This is a genomic window from Stutzerimonas stutzeri SDM-LAC, assembly GCF_000235745.1.
In the GTDB taxonomy this organism is placed as follows: domain Bacteria; phylum Pseudomonadota; class Gammaproteobacteria; order Pseudomonadales; family Pseudomonadaceae; genus Stutzerimonas; species Stutzerimonas stutzeri_H.
This window is the reverse complement of sequence record NZ_AGSX01000048.1, coordinates 15,607-30,499: the sequence shown is the minus strand read 5'-3', so window position 1 is coordinate 30,499 and position 14,893 is coordinate 15,607. Positions and strand designations below refer to the sequence as shown.

At 62.0% G+C, this 14,893-nt stretch carries 16 protein-coding genes and 1 pseudogene; 12 read left to right on the top strand and 5 right to left on the bottom strand.

Annotated features, from left to right (window positions below; all coding sequences use genetic code 11):
* The first annotated feature begins 183 nt into the window (after positions 1-183).
* The 3 genes from eutC to ppa all read left to right on the top strand — a co-directional run bounded on the left by eutC (position 184) and on the right by ppa (position 2,792).
* Complete coding sequence (eutC, locus tag PSTU_RS0105775) at positions 184-990, top strand: ethanolamine ammonia-lyase subunit EutC (protein ID WP_019340096.1); 807 nt, start codon at positions 184-186, stop codon at positions 988-990.
* Positions 991-1,311: 321 nt separating this feature from the next.
* Complete coding sequence (locus PSTU_RS0105770) at positions 1,312-2,124, top strand: zinc-dependent peptidase (protein WP_019340095.1); 813 nt, start codon at positions 1,312-1,314, stop codon at positions 2,122-2,124.
* Between the two features lie 140 nt (positions 2,125-2,264).
* The gene (gene ppa / locus PSTU_RS0105765; RefSeq protein WP_019340094.1) at positions 2,265-2,792 is read left to right on the top strand and encodes an inorganic diphosphatase; all 528 of its coding nucleotides are present in this window, start codon (positions 2,265-2,267) and stop codon (positions 2,790-2,792) included.
* A gap of 97 nt (positions 2,793-2,889) precedes the next feature.
* Here ppa and PSTU_RS20495 read toward each other — a convergent pair whose 3' ends face one another.
* The gene (locus tag PSTU_RS20495) at positions 2,890-3,090 is read right to left on the bottom strand and encodes a hypothetical protein (RefSeq protein WP_019340093.1); all 201 of its coding nucleotides are present in this window, start codon (positions 3,088-3,090) and stop codon (positions 2,890-2,892) included.
* A gap of 611 nt (positions 3,091-3,701) precedes the next feature.
* Here PSTU_RS20495 and nirK point away from each other — a divergent pair.
* A complete protein-coding gene (gene nirK, locus PSTU_RS0105755) occupies positions 3,702-4,778 on the top strand; it encodes a copper-containing nitrite reductase (RefSeq protein WP_019340092.1) in 1,077 nt (358 codons plus the stop codon).
* A 4-nt stretch (positions 4,779-4,782) separates the two neighbouring features.
* On the top strand, positions 4,783-5,511 hold the full coding sequence (locus tag PSTU_RS0105750) for an SUMF1/EgtB/PvdO family nonheme iron enzyme (protein ID WP_019340091.1): 729 nt from the start codon (positions 4,783-4,785) through the stop codon (positions 5,509-5,511).
* Positions 5,512-5,618: 107 nt separating this feature from the next.
* Here PSTU_RS0105750 and PSTU_RS20490 read toward each other — a convergent pair.
* Positions 5,619-6,516, bottom strand: a pseudogene (locus PSTU_RS20490) (manganese catalase family protein).
* Positions 6,517-6,802: 286 nt separating this feature from the next.
* On the opposite strand from PSTU_RS20490, the gene PSTU_RS0105740 reads away from it, so the two are divergent.
* The 3 genes from PSTU_RS0105740 to PSTU_RS0105730 all read left to right on the top strand — a co-directional run bounded on the left by PSTU_RS0105740 (position 6,803) and on the right by PSTU_RS0105730 (position 10,028).
* On the top strand, positions 6,803-7,342 hold the full coding sequence (locus tag PSTU_RS0105740) for an ATP-dependent zinc protease (RefSeq protein ID WP_019340088.1): 540 nt from the start codon (positions 6,803-6,805) through the stop codon (positions 7,340-7,342).
* 203 nt (positions 7,343-7,545) lie between these two features.
* Positions 7,546-9,006 carry a vitamin K epoxide reductase family protein gene (locus PSTU_RS0105735; RefSeq protein ID WP_237709837.1) on the top strand — a complete coding sequence of 487 codons (1,461 nt, stop codon included), beginning with the start codon at positions 7,546-7,548 and terminating at the stop codon, positions 9,004-9,006.
* Positions 9,007-9,029: 23 nt separating this feature from the next.
* Positions 9,030-10,028, top strand: a complete 999-nt coding sequence (locus tag PSTU_RS0105730; protein ID WP_019340086.1) for an SDR family oxidoreductase — start codon at positions 9,030-9,032, stop codon at positions 10,026-10,028.
* Positions 10,029-10,086: 58 nt separating this feature from the next.
* On the opposite strand, the gene PSTU_RS0105725 is transcribed toward PSTU_RS0105730, so the two are convergent.
* Positions 10,087-10,746, bottom strand: coding sequence for a cation transporter (locus PSTU_RS0105725; RefSeq protein ID WP_019340085.1), 660 nt, complete (start codon positions 10,744-10,746; stop codon positions 10,087-10,089).
* A 98-nt stretch (positions 10,747-10,844) separates the two neighbouring features.
* Between PSTU_RS0105725 and cadR the strand changes: the two genes are divergently transcribed.
* The 4 genes from cadR to PSTU_RS0105705 all read left to right on the top strand — a co-directional run bounded on the left by cadR (position 10,845) and on the right by PSTU_RS0105705 (position 13,464).
* Positions 10,845-11,267, top strand: coding sequence for a Cd(II)/Pb(II)-responsive transcriptional regulator (cadR, locus tag PSTU_RS0105720; protein WP_237709836.1), 423 nt, complete (start codon positions 10,845-10,847; stop codon positions 11,265-11,267).
* A gap of 189 nt (positions 11,268-11,456) precedes the next feature.
* Positions 11,457-12,242, top strand: a complete 786-nt coding sequence (locus tag PSTU_RS0105715; RefSeq protein WP_029404633.1) for a sulfite exporter TauE/SafE family protein — start codon at positions 11,457-11,459, stop codon at positions 12,240-12,242.
* Positions 12,243-12,337: 95 nt separating this feature from the next.
* Positions 12,338-12,580 carry an exodeoxyribonuclease VII small subunit gene (locus tag PSTU_RS0105710; protein ID WP_019340082.1) on the top strand — a complete coding sequence of 81 codons (243 nt, stop codon included), beginning with the start codon at positions 12,338-12,340 and terminating at the stop codon, positions 12,578-12,580.
* On the top strand, positions 12,577-13,464 hold the full coding sequence (locus tag PSTU_RS0105705) for a polyprenyl synthetase family protein (RefSeq protein ID WP_019340081.1): 888 nt from the start codon (positions 12,577-12,579) through the stop codon (positions 13,462-13,464). Before PSTU_RS0105710 ends, PSTU_RS0105705 begins: the two co-directional genes overlap by 4 nt.
* A 75-nt stretch (positions 13,465-13,539) precedes the next feature.
* On the opposite strand, the gene PSTU_RS20485 is transcribed toward PSTU_RS0105705, so the two are convergent.
* Both PSTU_RS20485 and PSTU_RS0105695 read right to left on the bottom strand, forming a co-directional pair.
* Positions 13,540-14,133, bottom strand: coding sequence for a FlgO family outer membrane protein (locus PSTU_RS20485; protein ID WP_019340080.1), 594 nt, complete (start codon positions 14,131-14,133; stop codon positions 13,540-13,542).
* Positions 14,130-14,870, bottom strand: a complete 741-nt coding sequence (locus PSTU_RS0105695; RefSeq protein WP_019340079.1) for a hypothetical protein — start codon at positions 14,868-14,870, stop codon at positions 14,130-14,132. Before PSTU_RS0105695 ends, PSTU_RS20485 begins: the two co-directional genes overlap by 4 nt.
* Positions 14,871-14,893: the final 23 nt, after the last annotated feature.

Genomic DNA, 14,893 nt, shown 5'->3' with positions numbered 1-14,893 from the left:
CGCTTTTCGTAGGATGGAATCGCCGAAGGCGCTTCCGTCGTTTACCGCGCACCGGCCACGCGCACCGGGGTGAGGATGCTATCAGTGATGTCGGATTACGCCGTCGGCTAATCCAACCTACACGCGGCATAGCGCCCCACAAGGCGGCCAGATATTTGCGTTTGAACGACAGCCGAGGTTGCCATGCCTAACCGCTCACCCATCACCACCAACCCCTGGAATCACCTGCGCCAGCTCACCCCCGCGCGCATTGCCCTGGGCCGCGCCGGCGCCAGCCTGCCGACTGAGGCCCAGCTGGATTTCCAATTCGCCCATGCACAGGCCCGCGACGCGGTACACCTCGCGCTGGACACAGACGAGCTGGCCTCACAACTGGAGCAGCGCGGTTATCGCTGCCTGCTTCTGCACAGCGCCGCCCCCGATCGCTACACCTATCTGCAACGCCCAGACCTCGGGCGTCGGCTGGACGAACAATCGGCCGAACGCCTCAACGACCATGCGCACCAGCACCCAGCGGGCTACGACCTGGCTATCGTGATCGCCGATGGCCTTTCCGCGCTGGCGGTGCAGCGCCACGCCCTGCCTCTGCTCCAGCGCATCGAAGAACAGCTCGAAAAGGATGGCTGGAGCCTCGCGCCGATCAGCCTGGTGCAACAAGGCCGCGTCGCGCTCGGCGACGAAGTGGGCGAACGCCTGAAGGCGAAGATGGTGGTGATGCTGCTCGGCGAGCGACCCGGCCTGAGTTCTCCGGACAGCCTCGGCCTGTACTTCACCTACGCACCGAAAGTCGGCCGCACCGATGCCGACCGCAACTGCATCTCCAACATCCGCCTGGAAGGCCTGAGCTACAACCTCGCCGCCCACCGCCTGATCCACCTGATGCGTGAAGCCTGCCGCCGGCAGCTCTCGGGCGTGAACCTCAAAGACGAAGCGGAAGTGCTCAGCCTCGACGATGGCACACCGAAAGCCGGTAACTTCCTGCTGGGCTGACATACGTGGGGGCACTCTTCGGCTCGGTTCACCGCGGCGGTTTACGTGATACAGCGCTGTTACCGATGGAGGCGGTCGGGGATGCCTGGTCTGGACCGCGAAAAGCGCACCGCGAACCTCGCTACGGGTCCTCGTTATCGCGCTCTTTTCCAGTGCTTGCCGGTGTCCCGACAGCCCGCTTAAGGTTGTCGGTGCGTTACATTCAGACTTTTGACATTCGCGGTCAAGACCGCTCCCACAAGCTAATGTGCGCCCCCGCGAAACTCCCGATCCACACGCACTACCATTACCAAGACGGTGCCCCAGGCTGGAAGCTTCCTCATGTGGTCTTTTCGCGACTGGCGCCGCAAGCGCATTCTGGCCCGCCTCGCCATCGAGCCGATCCTTTGGCAACAGGTGCTCGACAGCCTGCCGATCCTCGACGGGCTGACCCAGGAGGAAACCGAGCGCCTGCGCGAGCGCAGCCTGCTGTTTCTGCATGCCAAGCGGCTCACCGCGCTACCCGGCGTGGAGCTGGAACTGGCCGACCGTTTGCGTCTGGCTGCCCAAGCACAGCTGCCGTTACTGCACCTGGCCGAGCTGAACTGGTATCAGGGCTTCCATGAGATCGTGATCTATCCCGGCGACTTCCATAGCCCGCAAAAACACCGCGATTCGGCGGGCGTGGTGCATGAATGGGACGGCGAGCACAGCGGCGAGGCGTGGTTGCAAGGGCCGGTCATCCTGGCGCTGCCTGGCGTTCAGGAGAGCGGCGGCTGGGAAGCCTACAACCTGGTGATCCACGAACTGGCGCACAAGCTGGACATGCTCAACGGTGACGCCAACGGCCTGCCGCCACTGCACAGGAACATGCGCATCGACACTTGGGCAAGGGTCATGCAGCACGCCTACGACGCGCTTAACAGGACGCTGGACGCCGATCCCGACGCCCACACCCCGATCGACCCCTACGCGGCGGAGAACCCCGCCGAGTTCTTCGCCGTCACCAGCGAATACTTTTTCAGCGCGCCGGACGTGCTGCACGCGGCATTCCCCGAGGTCTATCAGCAGCTGGCCGCGTTCTACCGCCAGGATCCGCTGACGCGCCTGCAGCAGCTCCAGCACGACCACCCGGCGTACGCGGAACCTCATTGACTTCGCACCGTCGAATGCGCGCGTCACCCTGCCAGCAAAGGTCCGTCGCGACCGGCATGGCAAAACGCCCGACACTGCGCCTATAATCGCGCCCACTTTTTTCGCCCCAGGCCGCTTCGGCCGACCACGGAGCAATGTTCATGAGCTACAGCAAAGTCCCGGCCGGCAAAGACCTGCCAAACGACATCTACGTCGCCATCGAAATCCCGGCCAACCACGCGCCGATCAAATACGAAATCGATCACGACACTGACTGCCTGTTCGTCGACCGCTTCATGGCCACCCCGATGTTCTACCCGGCCAACTACGGCTTCATCCCGCATACCCTGGCTGACGACGGCGACCCGCTCGACGTACTGGTTGTAACCCCCTATCCGGTTGCTCCTGGCTCGGTTATCCGCTGCCGTCCGGTCGGCGTGTTGAACATGACCGACGAAGCCGGCGGCGACGCCAAGCTGATCGCCGTCCCGCACGACAAGCTGACTCAGCTCTACACCGACGTTAAGGAATACACCGACCTGCCACCGCTGCTGATCGAGCAGATCAAGCACTTCTTCGAGAACTACAAGGATCTCGAGAAGGGCAAGTGGGTCAAGGTTGAAGGCTGGGAAGGCGCAGACGCCGCCCGCGCCGCCATCATCAAAGCTGCCGAGGCTTATCAGAAGTAAGCCGAAGCACTGAAGAAAAACCGGCCACAAGCCGGTTTTTTTATGCCCGTAATTCGGGCCTCGCCTGGATGCAGGTTCGATGAAACCTCAAGTTGCGTTAAGGCTGTACGCCTTTGACGAGCTGCAACTTGATCGGATACCCCTGAGCGGGTTGCACCACGGTCTCGGATTCGGTGATGTTCAGGATGTTGCCGCTGGCGTCCTTGGTCACGGTGACTGTCTTGCTGTAGGTGCTCTGCACTACACAGCCGGAGAGAAGTGTTGTAGCGGCAAGCGCTGCGAGATAGCGAATTTTCATACTGTGAGGCTCCATGCCTGAATTAGGGGGCGCGGAATCTAACATCACATTGCCACCACAGCCAGCTAGCCGCTCAGCTTCACGACCTAACTAGAACTATCCGAAGCCGCCCCCGCTCTAGGGTCCCGCATCCAGCCCTACACATTTTTCTTCCGGCCATGGCCTGCTCGCCCCCTGTGGTGGCCAGTTGTTCGTTGAGTTGGCGGGTCTGGGTCAGGCGGGTTCTGGTTGGTCACAGAGGCCAGCAGCAGTCGTTGCATTTTTTTCAATCACTGCCTGATGTGCCAGTTCGCCCTCGGCAAACATCACGCAAGTGACGCGAGATGACCAATCTGTCGTGTGCAAATACCGCCGCAATCTGCTGCAAGTTCAACCAAATGCTAATTGCGTTCCAGCGCGTGATCCTGATGACGCCGCCTCTCCAACTTCTCCCATTGGCATTTTCTTGCGTCGATTTGCGCCGTACTTCTTCGATAAACGGAATTTTTTGCCGCATCGACCCCTTCTGCGTCAAATTGCCACCAGCCTCGTCTTCTTGTCGACGCTCAAGGCTTGCAGTGGGTGTCCGCCGCGTAATAGGCGCAGACAAAAAACCTGCAGGAGTAATAATTGTGAACAGCATCAAGCATCTAGCGTTGTCGGTGGCACTGGCGTTTAGTGGTCATGCACTGGCGGATGCAGCCGACGCTCTGCCCCACGTCAAGGTCAATCTAGTTGCGCCGCCGCAGGTGCACGCCCATCAGCAAGTGGCACCGAAGGAAGCGCGGGTCGTCCAGTTTCGCCTGGTCATCGAAGAAAAGAAGATGGTGATCGACGACCAGGGCACCACCCTGCAGGCGATGACGTTCAACGGCTCAATGCCGGGCCCGACGATGGTGGTACACGAGGGTGACTTCGTGGAACTCACCCTGGTCAACCCCGCCACCAACAGCATGCCGCACAACATCGATCTGCATGCTGCCACCGGCGGGCTGGGCGGTGCCGGGCTGACACTGGTCTCTCCGGGCCAGGAAGTGGTGCTGCGCTTCAAGGCTGATCGTACCGGCACTTTCGTCTACCACTGCGCGCCGGAAGGCATGGTCGCCTGGCACGTGCTGGCGGGCATGAGCGGAACGCTGATGGTGCTGCCGCGCGATGGCCTGAAGGACCCGGCCGGCAAACCGCTGCATTACGACCGCATCTACACCATCGGCGAGTCCGATCTCTATATCCCCAAGGACAAGGACGGCAAGTACAAGAACTACAACACGCTGATGGACAGCTACGGCGACACTCGCGAAACCATGCGCGGCCTGATTCCAAGCCACGTGGTCTTCAACGGTCGGGTTGGCTCACTGACCGGCAAGAACGCCCTGACCGCCAAGGTCGGCGAGTCGGTTCTGTTCATCCACTCGCAGGCTAATCGCGACAGTCGTCCGCACCTGATCGGGGGTCACGGCGATTGGGTATGGGAAACCGGCAAGTTCGACAACCCGCCGCTGAAGAATCTCGAGACCTGGTTCGTGCGGGGCGGTTCGGCGGCCGTGGCGCTTTATACCTTCCGCCAGCCAGGCGTCTATGCCTACCTCAATCACAACCTGATCGAGGCGGAGATGGGGGCTGCCGCGCACATCGTGGTGGACGGCGAGTGGGACGACGAACTGATGAAGCAGATCAAGGTGGCCGGCCCGATCACCGAGCAGGAGTAAGACCATGCAGCGCTTCGTGTACCGCGCGGCACCGCTGCTGCTTGGCCTGCTGGCCGCCTGCGGCGAGCCGCTGGAGGAGCCGGATCTGATCAGGGTGCCGGCCGGTCTGGCGCGCTATCACTTGCCGGGGAGCAGTGAGGTTCACGAAGTGCCGCTACAGGAATTTTCGATCATGCAGCGGCAGGTAAGCCAAGCCGAGTACGCTGCATGCGTTGCTGACGGCGATTGCCCGGCGCTGGAATCTGCAGCCGACGAGATGGTGGCACAGCTGCCAGCGGTGGGACTGAGCTGGCAGGACGCCAACGCCTATGCGGCTTGGTTTTCGCGCCGCAGCGGCCATCACTATCGGTTGCCACAGCACGCTGAGTGGGTACTGGCGGCCGCTTCGGCCTACGTAGACGAGGTGCCGACGGTGGATGATCCGCGCAACCCCGCCCGCCGCTGGCTGGCCGAGTATGCACAGCGCGCGAGTCGCGAACGCCTGCCAGAAGCGCTCAAGACCTTCGGCGGCTATGGCAGTAACGAGTACGGTTTGCTGGATGCCGGCGGAAATGTCTGGGAATGGACTGAAACCTGCTTCTCGCGCAATGCCGGCGAGTTTTGCGGTATTCGTATCGCTGCCGGACGCCATCCTTCAGTACTGTCGGAGTTCGAGCGCAACCCCTCCAGCGGTGCCTGCTCGGTAGGCCAGCCGCCGACCCACCTGGGTTTGCGACTGGTGCGTGACGACTGAGCAGTCACTGTTGGTTTGTTGGTCGCGGGGATACAGCCCACCCAGTAAGCCAAACCCGCGTCGAGGCGATGCCGATGTGCGTCCACACCGGCACCGACCATGACGGTTCAGCCTTTTTTCGTAGCTGACCCAGACACCGCGGCTCCCGAACCGAGATCCGCCCCGGTCATCGGGTCGACGGAAACATCAGACTGCGTCCGCACCGCCATCTGCTGCACGACTTTCTGCTGCGCCTTGCTCAGGTCAACGGAAGGCATCCCATCACCGCCGTCTACAGCTGGCGCTGGGTTCTCGACGAATTCCCACTCCGGCCCCTGATTCCATGGACCGCGCAGATCACCCTCGCCCTGCGAAAGGTTGTAGTAGACGCTGGCAAACTCTGGCTCACCCGGCAGTTTGCCCTGAGAGGAAGTTGGGTTGAATCGCGTGCAAGGCCTTCTCGAATGATTTCTGGTGCGCGATTTCGCGGGTCATCAGGAATTTGAGTGCATCCTTGATGCCCGGATCGTCGGTCACGTTGATCAGGCGTTCATAGACGATCTTGGCGCGCGCCTCGGCGGCAATATTGGAACGCAGGTCGGCGGTCGGCTCACCGATGGAGTCGACATAGGCCGCCGTCCACGGCACACCCGCCGAATTGGTCAGCGCCGGACCACCGCCGTACAGCAGCGAGGTGATGTGCGAATCGTTGCCGCCGCCGGTCAGGGAGCGATACAGGTCCGCTTCCTTTTCCACACCTTCAGACAACTCGCCCTTGGCACCTTTGTTGAGCATGCCGACGATGGAGCCAATGACTTCCAGGTGGCTGAGTTCTTCGGTCGCAATGTCCATCAGCATGTCTTTGCGGCCTGGGTCATCCTCGGCTATGCCTTGGACGAAGTAACGCATCGCAGCGGCTAGCTCGCCTTGCGGTCCGCCAAATTGCTCGAGCATCAGGTTGGCCAGCCCAGGATTCGGAGCGGCTACTCGCACGGTGTATTGAAGTCGTTTGTTATGGACGAACATGGTTCACCTCTCAGGTTGGGCTTCCCTAATTCACTGCCTCCTATGTGGTCGAAAGTGGTCGCTGCGAATTGCGCTGATTGCAGGCGACCCTAGTTGTGGAGTGCAACGCGCGGAAGCCGTCCGATTGTTTTTTTCAATGACGGTCATGAGAAATGGCAATGGATTGTCGTCGATGCGTTAGGGTCTCTCGCCCGCGTTTTCGCTTCGCCTGCCTTTAAAAAAACGTGAACGGATCCAGACAAGGCGACTCTATCGAGACCATAGCTTTGGCTGATCGAGGTTTCAAATGCGTCATGCCCGAAACTCCCTTCGTAACCGCTTCGTCCCCTTGACGCTTGCCGCAGCCGCGCTGTCGCTCGGCAGCACGCCAGGGTTTGCTGGCTCGCCACAAGTGCTCGGCTGGGTCGAGGAAGGTTTGATCTTCCCTGAGAAAGTCGCTGTGAAGTTCAAGCTCGACACCGGTGCGCTGACCTCCTCGATGCATGCCGAGGACATCGAACTATTCGAGAAAAATGGCGACGACTGGGTGCGTTTCACCCTCGAACTTCAAGATATCGATACCGACGAAAAAATCGAGAAACGCCTGGAGCGCGAGATGGTGCGGGACATCAAGGTACGCGGTGCAGGCGGCGCCGAAGAGCGCCCTGTGGTGATGATGAAGGTCTGCCTCGGCAATCAGTTGTACGAAGAGCAGTTCTCGCTGAACGACCGGGACAAGATGAATTACCCGGTTCTGATTGGCCGCCGCACGCTGGAGAAAGTGGGCCTGGTTGATTCGTCCAAAACCTTTACCGTCGAGCCAAGCTGCTCCGAATCGACCGAGTGACCGCCGCCAACCTGACCGGCCGCTGCGCATTTGCCAGGGGGTTTTAGCGCAGCAGCCCGTGCCGAGCCGCATGCAGAGCATTTCTCTGCAACTCACCCAACCCCCTCCGGTCAACTAAACAGCAGCCCCTGTCGCCCCAGCGAGGCGACGGCCCCGGCTGCCTGGGCAGATCTCGGTACAACGACCGGTCATGCGGGGGATTCGTGGAGCATCAAGGTGAATACCTGAGACAGGGCGCCATGCCGTCGGACATGAGCATGGACGCGCACATGCAGATGATGGAGCGACGCCGGCTCGCCACGCTCTGGTGCCACTTCGTCAATGCGTTGCTGGGTCTCTGGGTGCTCAGCGCCCCCTTCATCTTCGGCTACCTGAACATCGCACCAACCGATCTCGACTTACTGAGGCTGGCGGCCGAGCGCGAACTCCCGGACGTCGCCACCCGCGCCCTGCTGATGACTTGGAACGATGTTGCCAGCGGTGCGCTGATCGTGCTGTTTTCGATCCTTTCGCTGAAACGTATTGCCTGGGCGCAATGGGCGAATACCGCCATGGGTCTCTGGCTGATGTTCGCGCCGCTGTTGTTCTGGACGCCTTCGCCGGCCAGCTATGGCAACGCGCTGCTGGTCGGCGGGCTGGTGATCGCCTTCTCGACCCTGGTGCCGATGATGCCCGGCATGAGCATGAGCGGCATGATGCAGAAGGCCGCCGTGCCGCCGGGCTGGGACTACAACCCGTCGACCTGGATGCAACGGCTGCCTATCGCCTTTCTCGCCGTAATCGGCATCCTGCTGGCGCGCTATCTGGCCGGCTATCAGTTAGGGCATACGGCCAACGCCTGGGACCCATTTTTCGGCATCGACCCCAACGGCACCGAGACCATCATCACCTCCGATATGTCACGCGCCTGGCCGGTTTCCGATGCCGGGGTGGGTGTCATGGCCTACATGATCGAACTGCTGATGGCGGTGATGGGCGACGCGCGACGCTGGCGAACCATGCCCTGGATGGTCGCCGCGTTCGGCGTGGTGGTAGTGCCGCTGGGGGCGGTGAGCATCTTCTTCATCATCGCCCAGCCGATCTTCATCAACACCTGGTGCACGCTCTGCCTGATCCAGGCGCTAGCGATGCTGGTGATGATGCCCTACGCGCTGGATGAGCTGGTGGCCATGGGGCAGTTCCTCAAGGATGCCCGCCAGCGTGGCAAACCCTTCTGGAAGACCTTCTGGCACGGCGATGCAATGAAAGGCGCACGGGAAGACAACACTCCCGAGTTCGACGGCAGCTTGTCATCCATGACGTTGAAAGGCCTGCGCGGCGTGAACTTGCCGTGGGGCCTTGCCCTGCTCTGCATCCTCGGCGTCTGGCTGATGTGCACCCGCCTGATTTTCGGCACTGAAGGATCGATGGCCAACAGCGACCACCTGATGGGTTCATTGTTGATCACCGTCTCGGTGCTGGCCTTCGCTGAAGTCGCACGTCCGCTGCGCTTTCTCAACTTGCCGATTGGCGCCTGGCTGATCGCCGCTCCGTCATTTCTGGAGGGCGCCGGCTTCGCCGCTACCGCCGGCAGCCTGATCGCCGGCTTACTGGTCATTGGTCTGAGCCTGCCGCGCGGACCGATCCGCCACCGTTATGCGGGCTGGAACGCGCTGCTGCGCTAACCCTTGAAGACAGGAGCTTTCAAATGAGCGACCGCGAACAGACTGCCGTGATCTGTGGAGGCACTGCTGGCGTAGGCCGCGCAACGGCCCATGCGTTCGCGCAGGCGGGGTTTCGCGTGGCGGTGATCGCACGCGGTGAGCAGGGCCTGGCCGACACACGCAAAGAGCTGCAAGCGGCCGGGGCGAAGGTGTTGGCGATTTCAGCCGATGTCGCCGATGCCGAAGCCATCGATTACGCCGCCGAGCGAATCGAAGCGGAGCTGGGCCCGATCGAGGTATGGGTCAATGCCGCCATGGCCACGGTCTTCGGGCCAGTCAACAAAACCAGCGCCGCGGAATTCAAGCGGGTCACCGAGGTGACTTATCTGGGTTTCGTTCACGGTACGCTGGCGGCGCTGCGCTATATGGAGGCTCGCAACCGCGGCACCATCGTCCAGGTCGGATCAGCGTTGTCGTACCGTTCGATTCCGCTGCAATCAGCCTACTGCGCGGCGAAATTCGCGATCCGAGGTTTTACCGATTCGCTGCGCTGCGAGCTCATTCATACCAACAGCCAGATCCGGTTGACCATGGTCCAGCTTCCCGCGCACAACACGCCGCAGTTCGACTGGTCGCGTAACAAGATGGGCAAACGCCCGCAGCCGGTTCCGCCCATCCATACCCCGGAGGTGGCCGCACGCGCGATTCTGCGCGCCGCGACCGATGCACCGCGTGAACTCTGGCTGGGGCGCGCCTCGCTCCAGGCGATCATCGGCAACATGTTCATGCCTGGCCTGCTCGACCGGATGATGGCCAAACAGGCCTGGAGTGGGCAGATGACGGATGAACCGGCCAGTGATGAACAGCCAGACAACCTGTTCCAGCCGGTCGACGGACTGCACCGAATCGACGGCCGGTTCGGCAGTCAGGTGAAGGACAAGGCTCTCGGTTTGAGTGCCGAAACGGTCGGTAAACTGGCCGCCGGTGGCCTGGCAGTGATCGCCGTACTCGTCATCGCGCTGGTCGCCGCCATCGCCAGTTAGGGCCACGCATGGGCGCCCTGCCACGGCCCGGCCGGGCAGATTTCGACCCATGGCTCCGTCAACCCGCCTTGGTGTCTGTCGAGACAGCTTCGCCCGGAGTCGCTGAGTGGAATTTCAGCTCTTGGCGCGCCTGCCGAACGACCGAGAAGCCGGCTGACAACGCAAGCCCGGCCATGACCAGCGCCACGACCAGATCAGGCCAGCCGGCGCCAGTGCCGAACACCCCGGCAGCGGCAATCATCACGGCGATGTTGCCGATTGCGTCATTGCGGCTGCACAGCCAGACCGAACGCATGTTGGAATCGCCTTCGCGGAAGGTGTAGAGCATCACCGCAACGATGACATTGGCAACCAATGCCAGCGTGCCGACGATGCCCATGGTCAGCGGTTCGGGCACCACGTCGGCGTACACTGCCCAGCCGGCTCGGCCCAGTACGAGCACGCCAAAGGCCAGCATCGACAAGCCCTTTACCATGGCCGCGCGCGATCGCCAGACCAGCCCCATCGACAACACCACCAGGGTGATCCCGTAGTTGGCCGCATCGCCCGCAAAGTCGATGGCATCCGCCAGCAAGGAAACCGAGCCGGAACGAATCCCGCTGATGATTTCCACGACAAACATGAGCAGATTGATCGCCAGCGCGACCCACAACGCCTTGCGAAAGCCCGGATTGACCGCCGGGGTTGAGCAACCGGAATCACAGCATCTCGACGACATTGGATGTCCTCCTGAACTATATTCGGCGCCATTGCACACCCTGGAGCAACTCCAGGGTCAAGAGTCTTTTGCCGAGCCAACCCAATAAGCAGGAGGCCATGATGCGCATAGGCGAGCTGAGCACAGCGGCCGAGGTCGACGTCGAGACCATTCGCTATTACGAAAAGATTGGCTTGATGCCTGCCCCGGAGCGCGGCGCCAACGGCTATCGGTCCTATTCATCCAAGCAGCTGGCGCAGCTGACGTTCATCCGCCATTGCCGCGCTCTGGACATCGGTCTGGCTGATATTCGCCGGCTGCTGGAGTTCTCCAACCACCCGGATGCCAGCTGTGAAGACATCAACCTGTTGATCGACGAGCAGCTCGAACGCGTCCGCACGCGACTGCAAAACCTTCATGTCCTTGAACGCCAGTTGCAAGAATTGCGCAGCTGCTGCACGGGCAACAGCGCCATGCACGGCTGCGGCATTCTCAACGAGCTGATCAGTACGCCGATGGCTGGCGACGATACGCAGCCGTAGGCAGCAGTTTCTCGCCCGCGGCCAGTCCGCTACCAGCGAGACCTGGCATGCGCCCAGTTCGTCCGAGAACAAAACACGGTCTAGCGGCGCCTCGCTGGCATTGGTCGTTGCTTAGAACTGCAAATGGCCTGCTTGGCGCAACAGAGCGGCAGCGATACTCTTCGGCTCTTTTTGCCGCGAGCCTTTCCAATGCCCTTGTTCGATATGCTGCTGTTGATCGCTGCCGGCTTTGCTGCGGGAGGCATGAACGCACTCGCAGGCGGCGGCACCTTCTTTTCGTTTCCCGCACTGCTGGCAACCGGCTTGCCACCCGTGACCGCCAACGCGACGAATGCCGTAGCGCTCTGGCCCGCCAGCCTCGCCGCCGCCTGGGCAGCACGCTCGGCGTTGCGCCCCCTTGGCCGCTACCTGATCCCCCTGCTGCTGGCGGGCCTGGTCGGTGGTCTGCTGGGTGGCCTGTTGCTGCTGGCCAGCGGCGATGACGTCTTCAGCCTGCTCATTCCCTGGCTGCTATTGCTCGCTACCGCACTGTTCGCCGCCAGCCCGTGGCTGAGCCGCTGGCTCGCCGCGCGCCGCAAGGACAGCAATGCGGTGCCGCCTCACGCCCCAACATCGCTGGCCGCTCACGGACTGGTCTCGATCTACGGCGGCTACTTCGGCGCCGGCATGGGCATCCTGCAATTGGCGGCCTTTTCCATCGAAGGCCACCAGTTGGTCCGCGCCAACGCGCTGAAAAACCTGATCTCTGCAGTGATCTACAGCGTGGCCACGGCGACCTTCGTGATCGCCGGTCGGGTGAGTGGCTACGAGCTGGCGATCCTGCTGGTGGGCACCACGCTCGGCGGCTACGCTGGCGGCGCACTGAGCAAGAAATTGCCGCCAACCTGGTTGCGCCTGTTCGTCATTCTGGTCGGTAGCCTCATGACTCTTTATTACTTCCAGGCCACGTATTGGCCAGCATCAACAGGCGCCTAGCGACGTGACCTAGCCCGCTTGGCTTATGGCTTCTGCCCGCCAGCTCTGCTAGTGTCGCGCCCGTTTCAGAGCAGCCGCAGAGAACAGGTTCCGTCATGGCCCGCAAGAAAGTCGCCCTCGATTTCGAACAATCCCTCGCCGAGCTGCAACAGCTGGTCGAACGTCTGGAAAGCGGCGAGCTGTCGCTGGAGGATTCGCTGACCTGCTTCGAGCAAGGCATCGGCCTCACCCGCGATTGCCAGGCAGCCCTGAGCCAGGCCGAGCAGAAGGTGCAGATCCTGCTGGAGCGCGACGGCAAGTTGCAGGAAGCGCCCTTCGAGGTGGACCCGCAAGCATGATCGGCGCCTACCAGAAACGCTGCCAGCAACGCGTCGACAACTGCCTCGACACCCTCTTCACCCCGCCGCGGCCGCAACTCGACCGTCTTTACCAAGCCATGCGCTACAGCGTGATGAATGGGGGCAAGCGCGTCCGCCCGCTGCTGGTCTATGCCGCGTGCGAAGCGCTCGACGGTGAGGTTGCGCTGGCCGATGGTGCCGCCTGTGCTGTCGAGCTGATCCATGCCTATTCGCTGGTGCATGACGACCTGCCGGCGATGGACGACGATGACCTGCGTCGTGGCCAACCCACCACGCACAAGGCATTCGACGAAGCCTGCGCGATCCTCGCCGGCGACGGTCTGCAAACCCTGGCCTTCGAGACGCTGGCGACCGAGGCGCACAACCCGCAGGATCCGGCGCTGCGCCTGGAGATGTTCACCAGCCTCGCTCGCGCAGCGGGTCCGGCCGGGATGGTCGGCGGGCAGGCGATCGATCTCGGATCGGTGGGCCGCAAACTGGATCGCAATGCGCTGGAGCTGATGCACCGACACAAGACCGGTGCGCTGATCGAGGTCAGCGTACGTCTCGGCGCGCTCGCCAGCGGTCGCTCCGATGAGCAGAAACTGGCGGCATTGCAGCAGTACGCTCAAGCGGTGGGCCTGGCGTTCCAAGTACAAGACGACATCCTCGATGTGGAAAGCGACACCGCTACGCTGGGCAAACACCAGGGTGCCGACATCGCGCGCGACAAACCCACCTACCCGTCACTGCTCGGCATGAACAGCGCCAAGGCCTATGCGCTGGAGTTGCGTGACCTGGCGCTAGACGCCGTCGCCCCGTTCGGGCCCAGCGCCGAGCCGCTGCGCCGACTGGCTTGCTTTATCGTGGAACGCCGCAGTTGAAGTAACGCTCGCCGCATAACCGGTCCGCAGCGCCCAGGGTGCGGCCGGCCTGCTTGCCTCCGATCAACAGCCAACCTATCTAGCCGGATACGTGGCCGGCCATGCGGTATTGCGCCACCCGCGCAGCAAAAGCAGGCGATTTTCATCGTTCAGTGGCAGGGTGTAATCATGCGCGGCCAGAACGATGCCTCGTTGCGGCTGGATGACCTTCAGGTTGATGTACACCTGGTCGCGGCTGACAGCGTAGGTTCCCACAACCACAGCCTGTGCGTTGTGGCTCGTCACCAGCTCACCGACCTCGCGACTCAGCATCAGCTCGGCCTGGTCCTTGAGCATGTAGGCCCGGTTACGCAGCTTCATTTCCACCATCGGATAGCCGGCCATGGTGAAGCGCGCAGAGATCTGATCGGTCGTTATTCGGCCGAAGGTGGAGGAGCGGTCCAGGGCATCAGTATTAACCAGCGTACCGATCAGTATCGCCCCCCGCTTGAGCGGAAGACGGTAGCGCAACTGCGCCAGCAACGATTCGGCAGCACGATAGTTTTCTCGCACCAACGGATTGCTGGGCGGCGGCCCTGCCTCTATGGATCGGGTCGGCGAGACGCCGCAACCCTGCAGTACCAGGCAGCCCAGCAGTGAAGCGGCGGCGCACAATGCTCGAATGGTCATTTGCTCTCACCCCCGACAACCGGAATATCGACTCCGACCCAGCCGGGTGCATACAGCTGCCACTCCGGATCTACCGTGTAGTAGGCATTGGAGACCTGGGCGTAATAACGGTCCCGGTCCGATACGCTCGTATTGACGACCAGCTCGATTTCAGGGGTTGGCCCTTTGGCAAACTCGGTGTGGTACCACTGCGCGGCATCCAGCGCTACCGCAGCCGTGACCATGGCAGCGCCGGGCGATACGTTGCGATAGATATTGCGCAGCACCCAAAGCCCACTGGTCAGCGTCGTTGCCGTGCCGACATACCGATACTGCAGGCGATTGGGCGAAAAGCGCACCGGCTCAGCGTTCACGTCCACAACCAGAACGTTGCCGCTGTCGCGCTTGTGAACCGGGTAACCGGCGCTCAGCAGCGAGCTGATGAGTTGCTGGCTGAACACCCGCGCAAAGGGACTTTGCGTATCAGGCTGGTTCACATACAGCGGACGATCGTCGGGCAGCGAACGAATCAGTTGCCTGGCCGTATCCTCGGCGATCAATTGCCAGTGAGACGCAGCCTGAAGCTTTTCCTGCTTGGCATACGGAAAGTTGACCGCAACCGGAACCGGTGTAAAAGGCGCCCGGCAGCCTGCACAGAGCAGCGCGGCGCTGAGCAGCCCCACATTTACGGCGAACCGTCGCGACCGAAAGACAGGCGACACCTCACCAGCGCCTGTCGACACAAGTCTCTTACCCATCAAAAACGTTCCATATTCAGCGA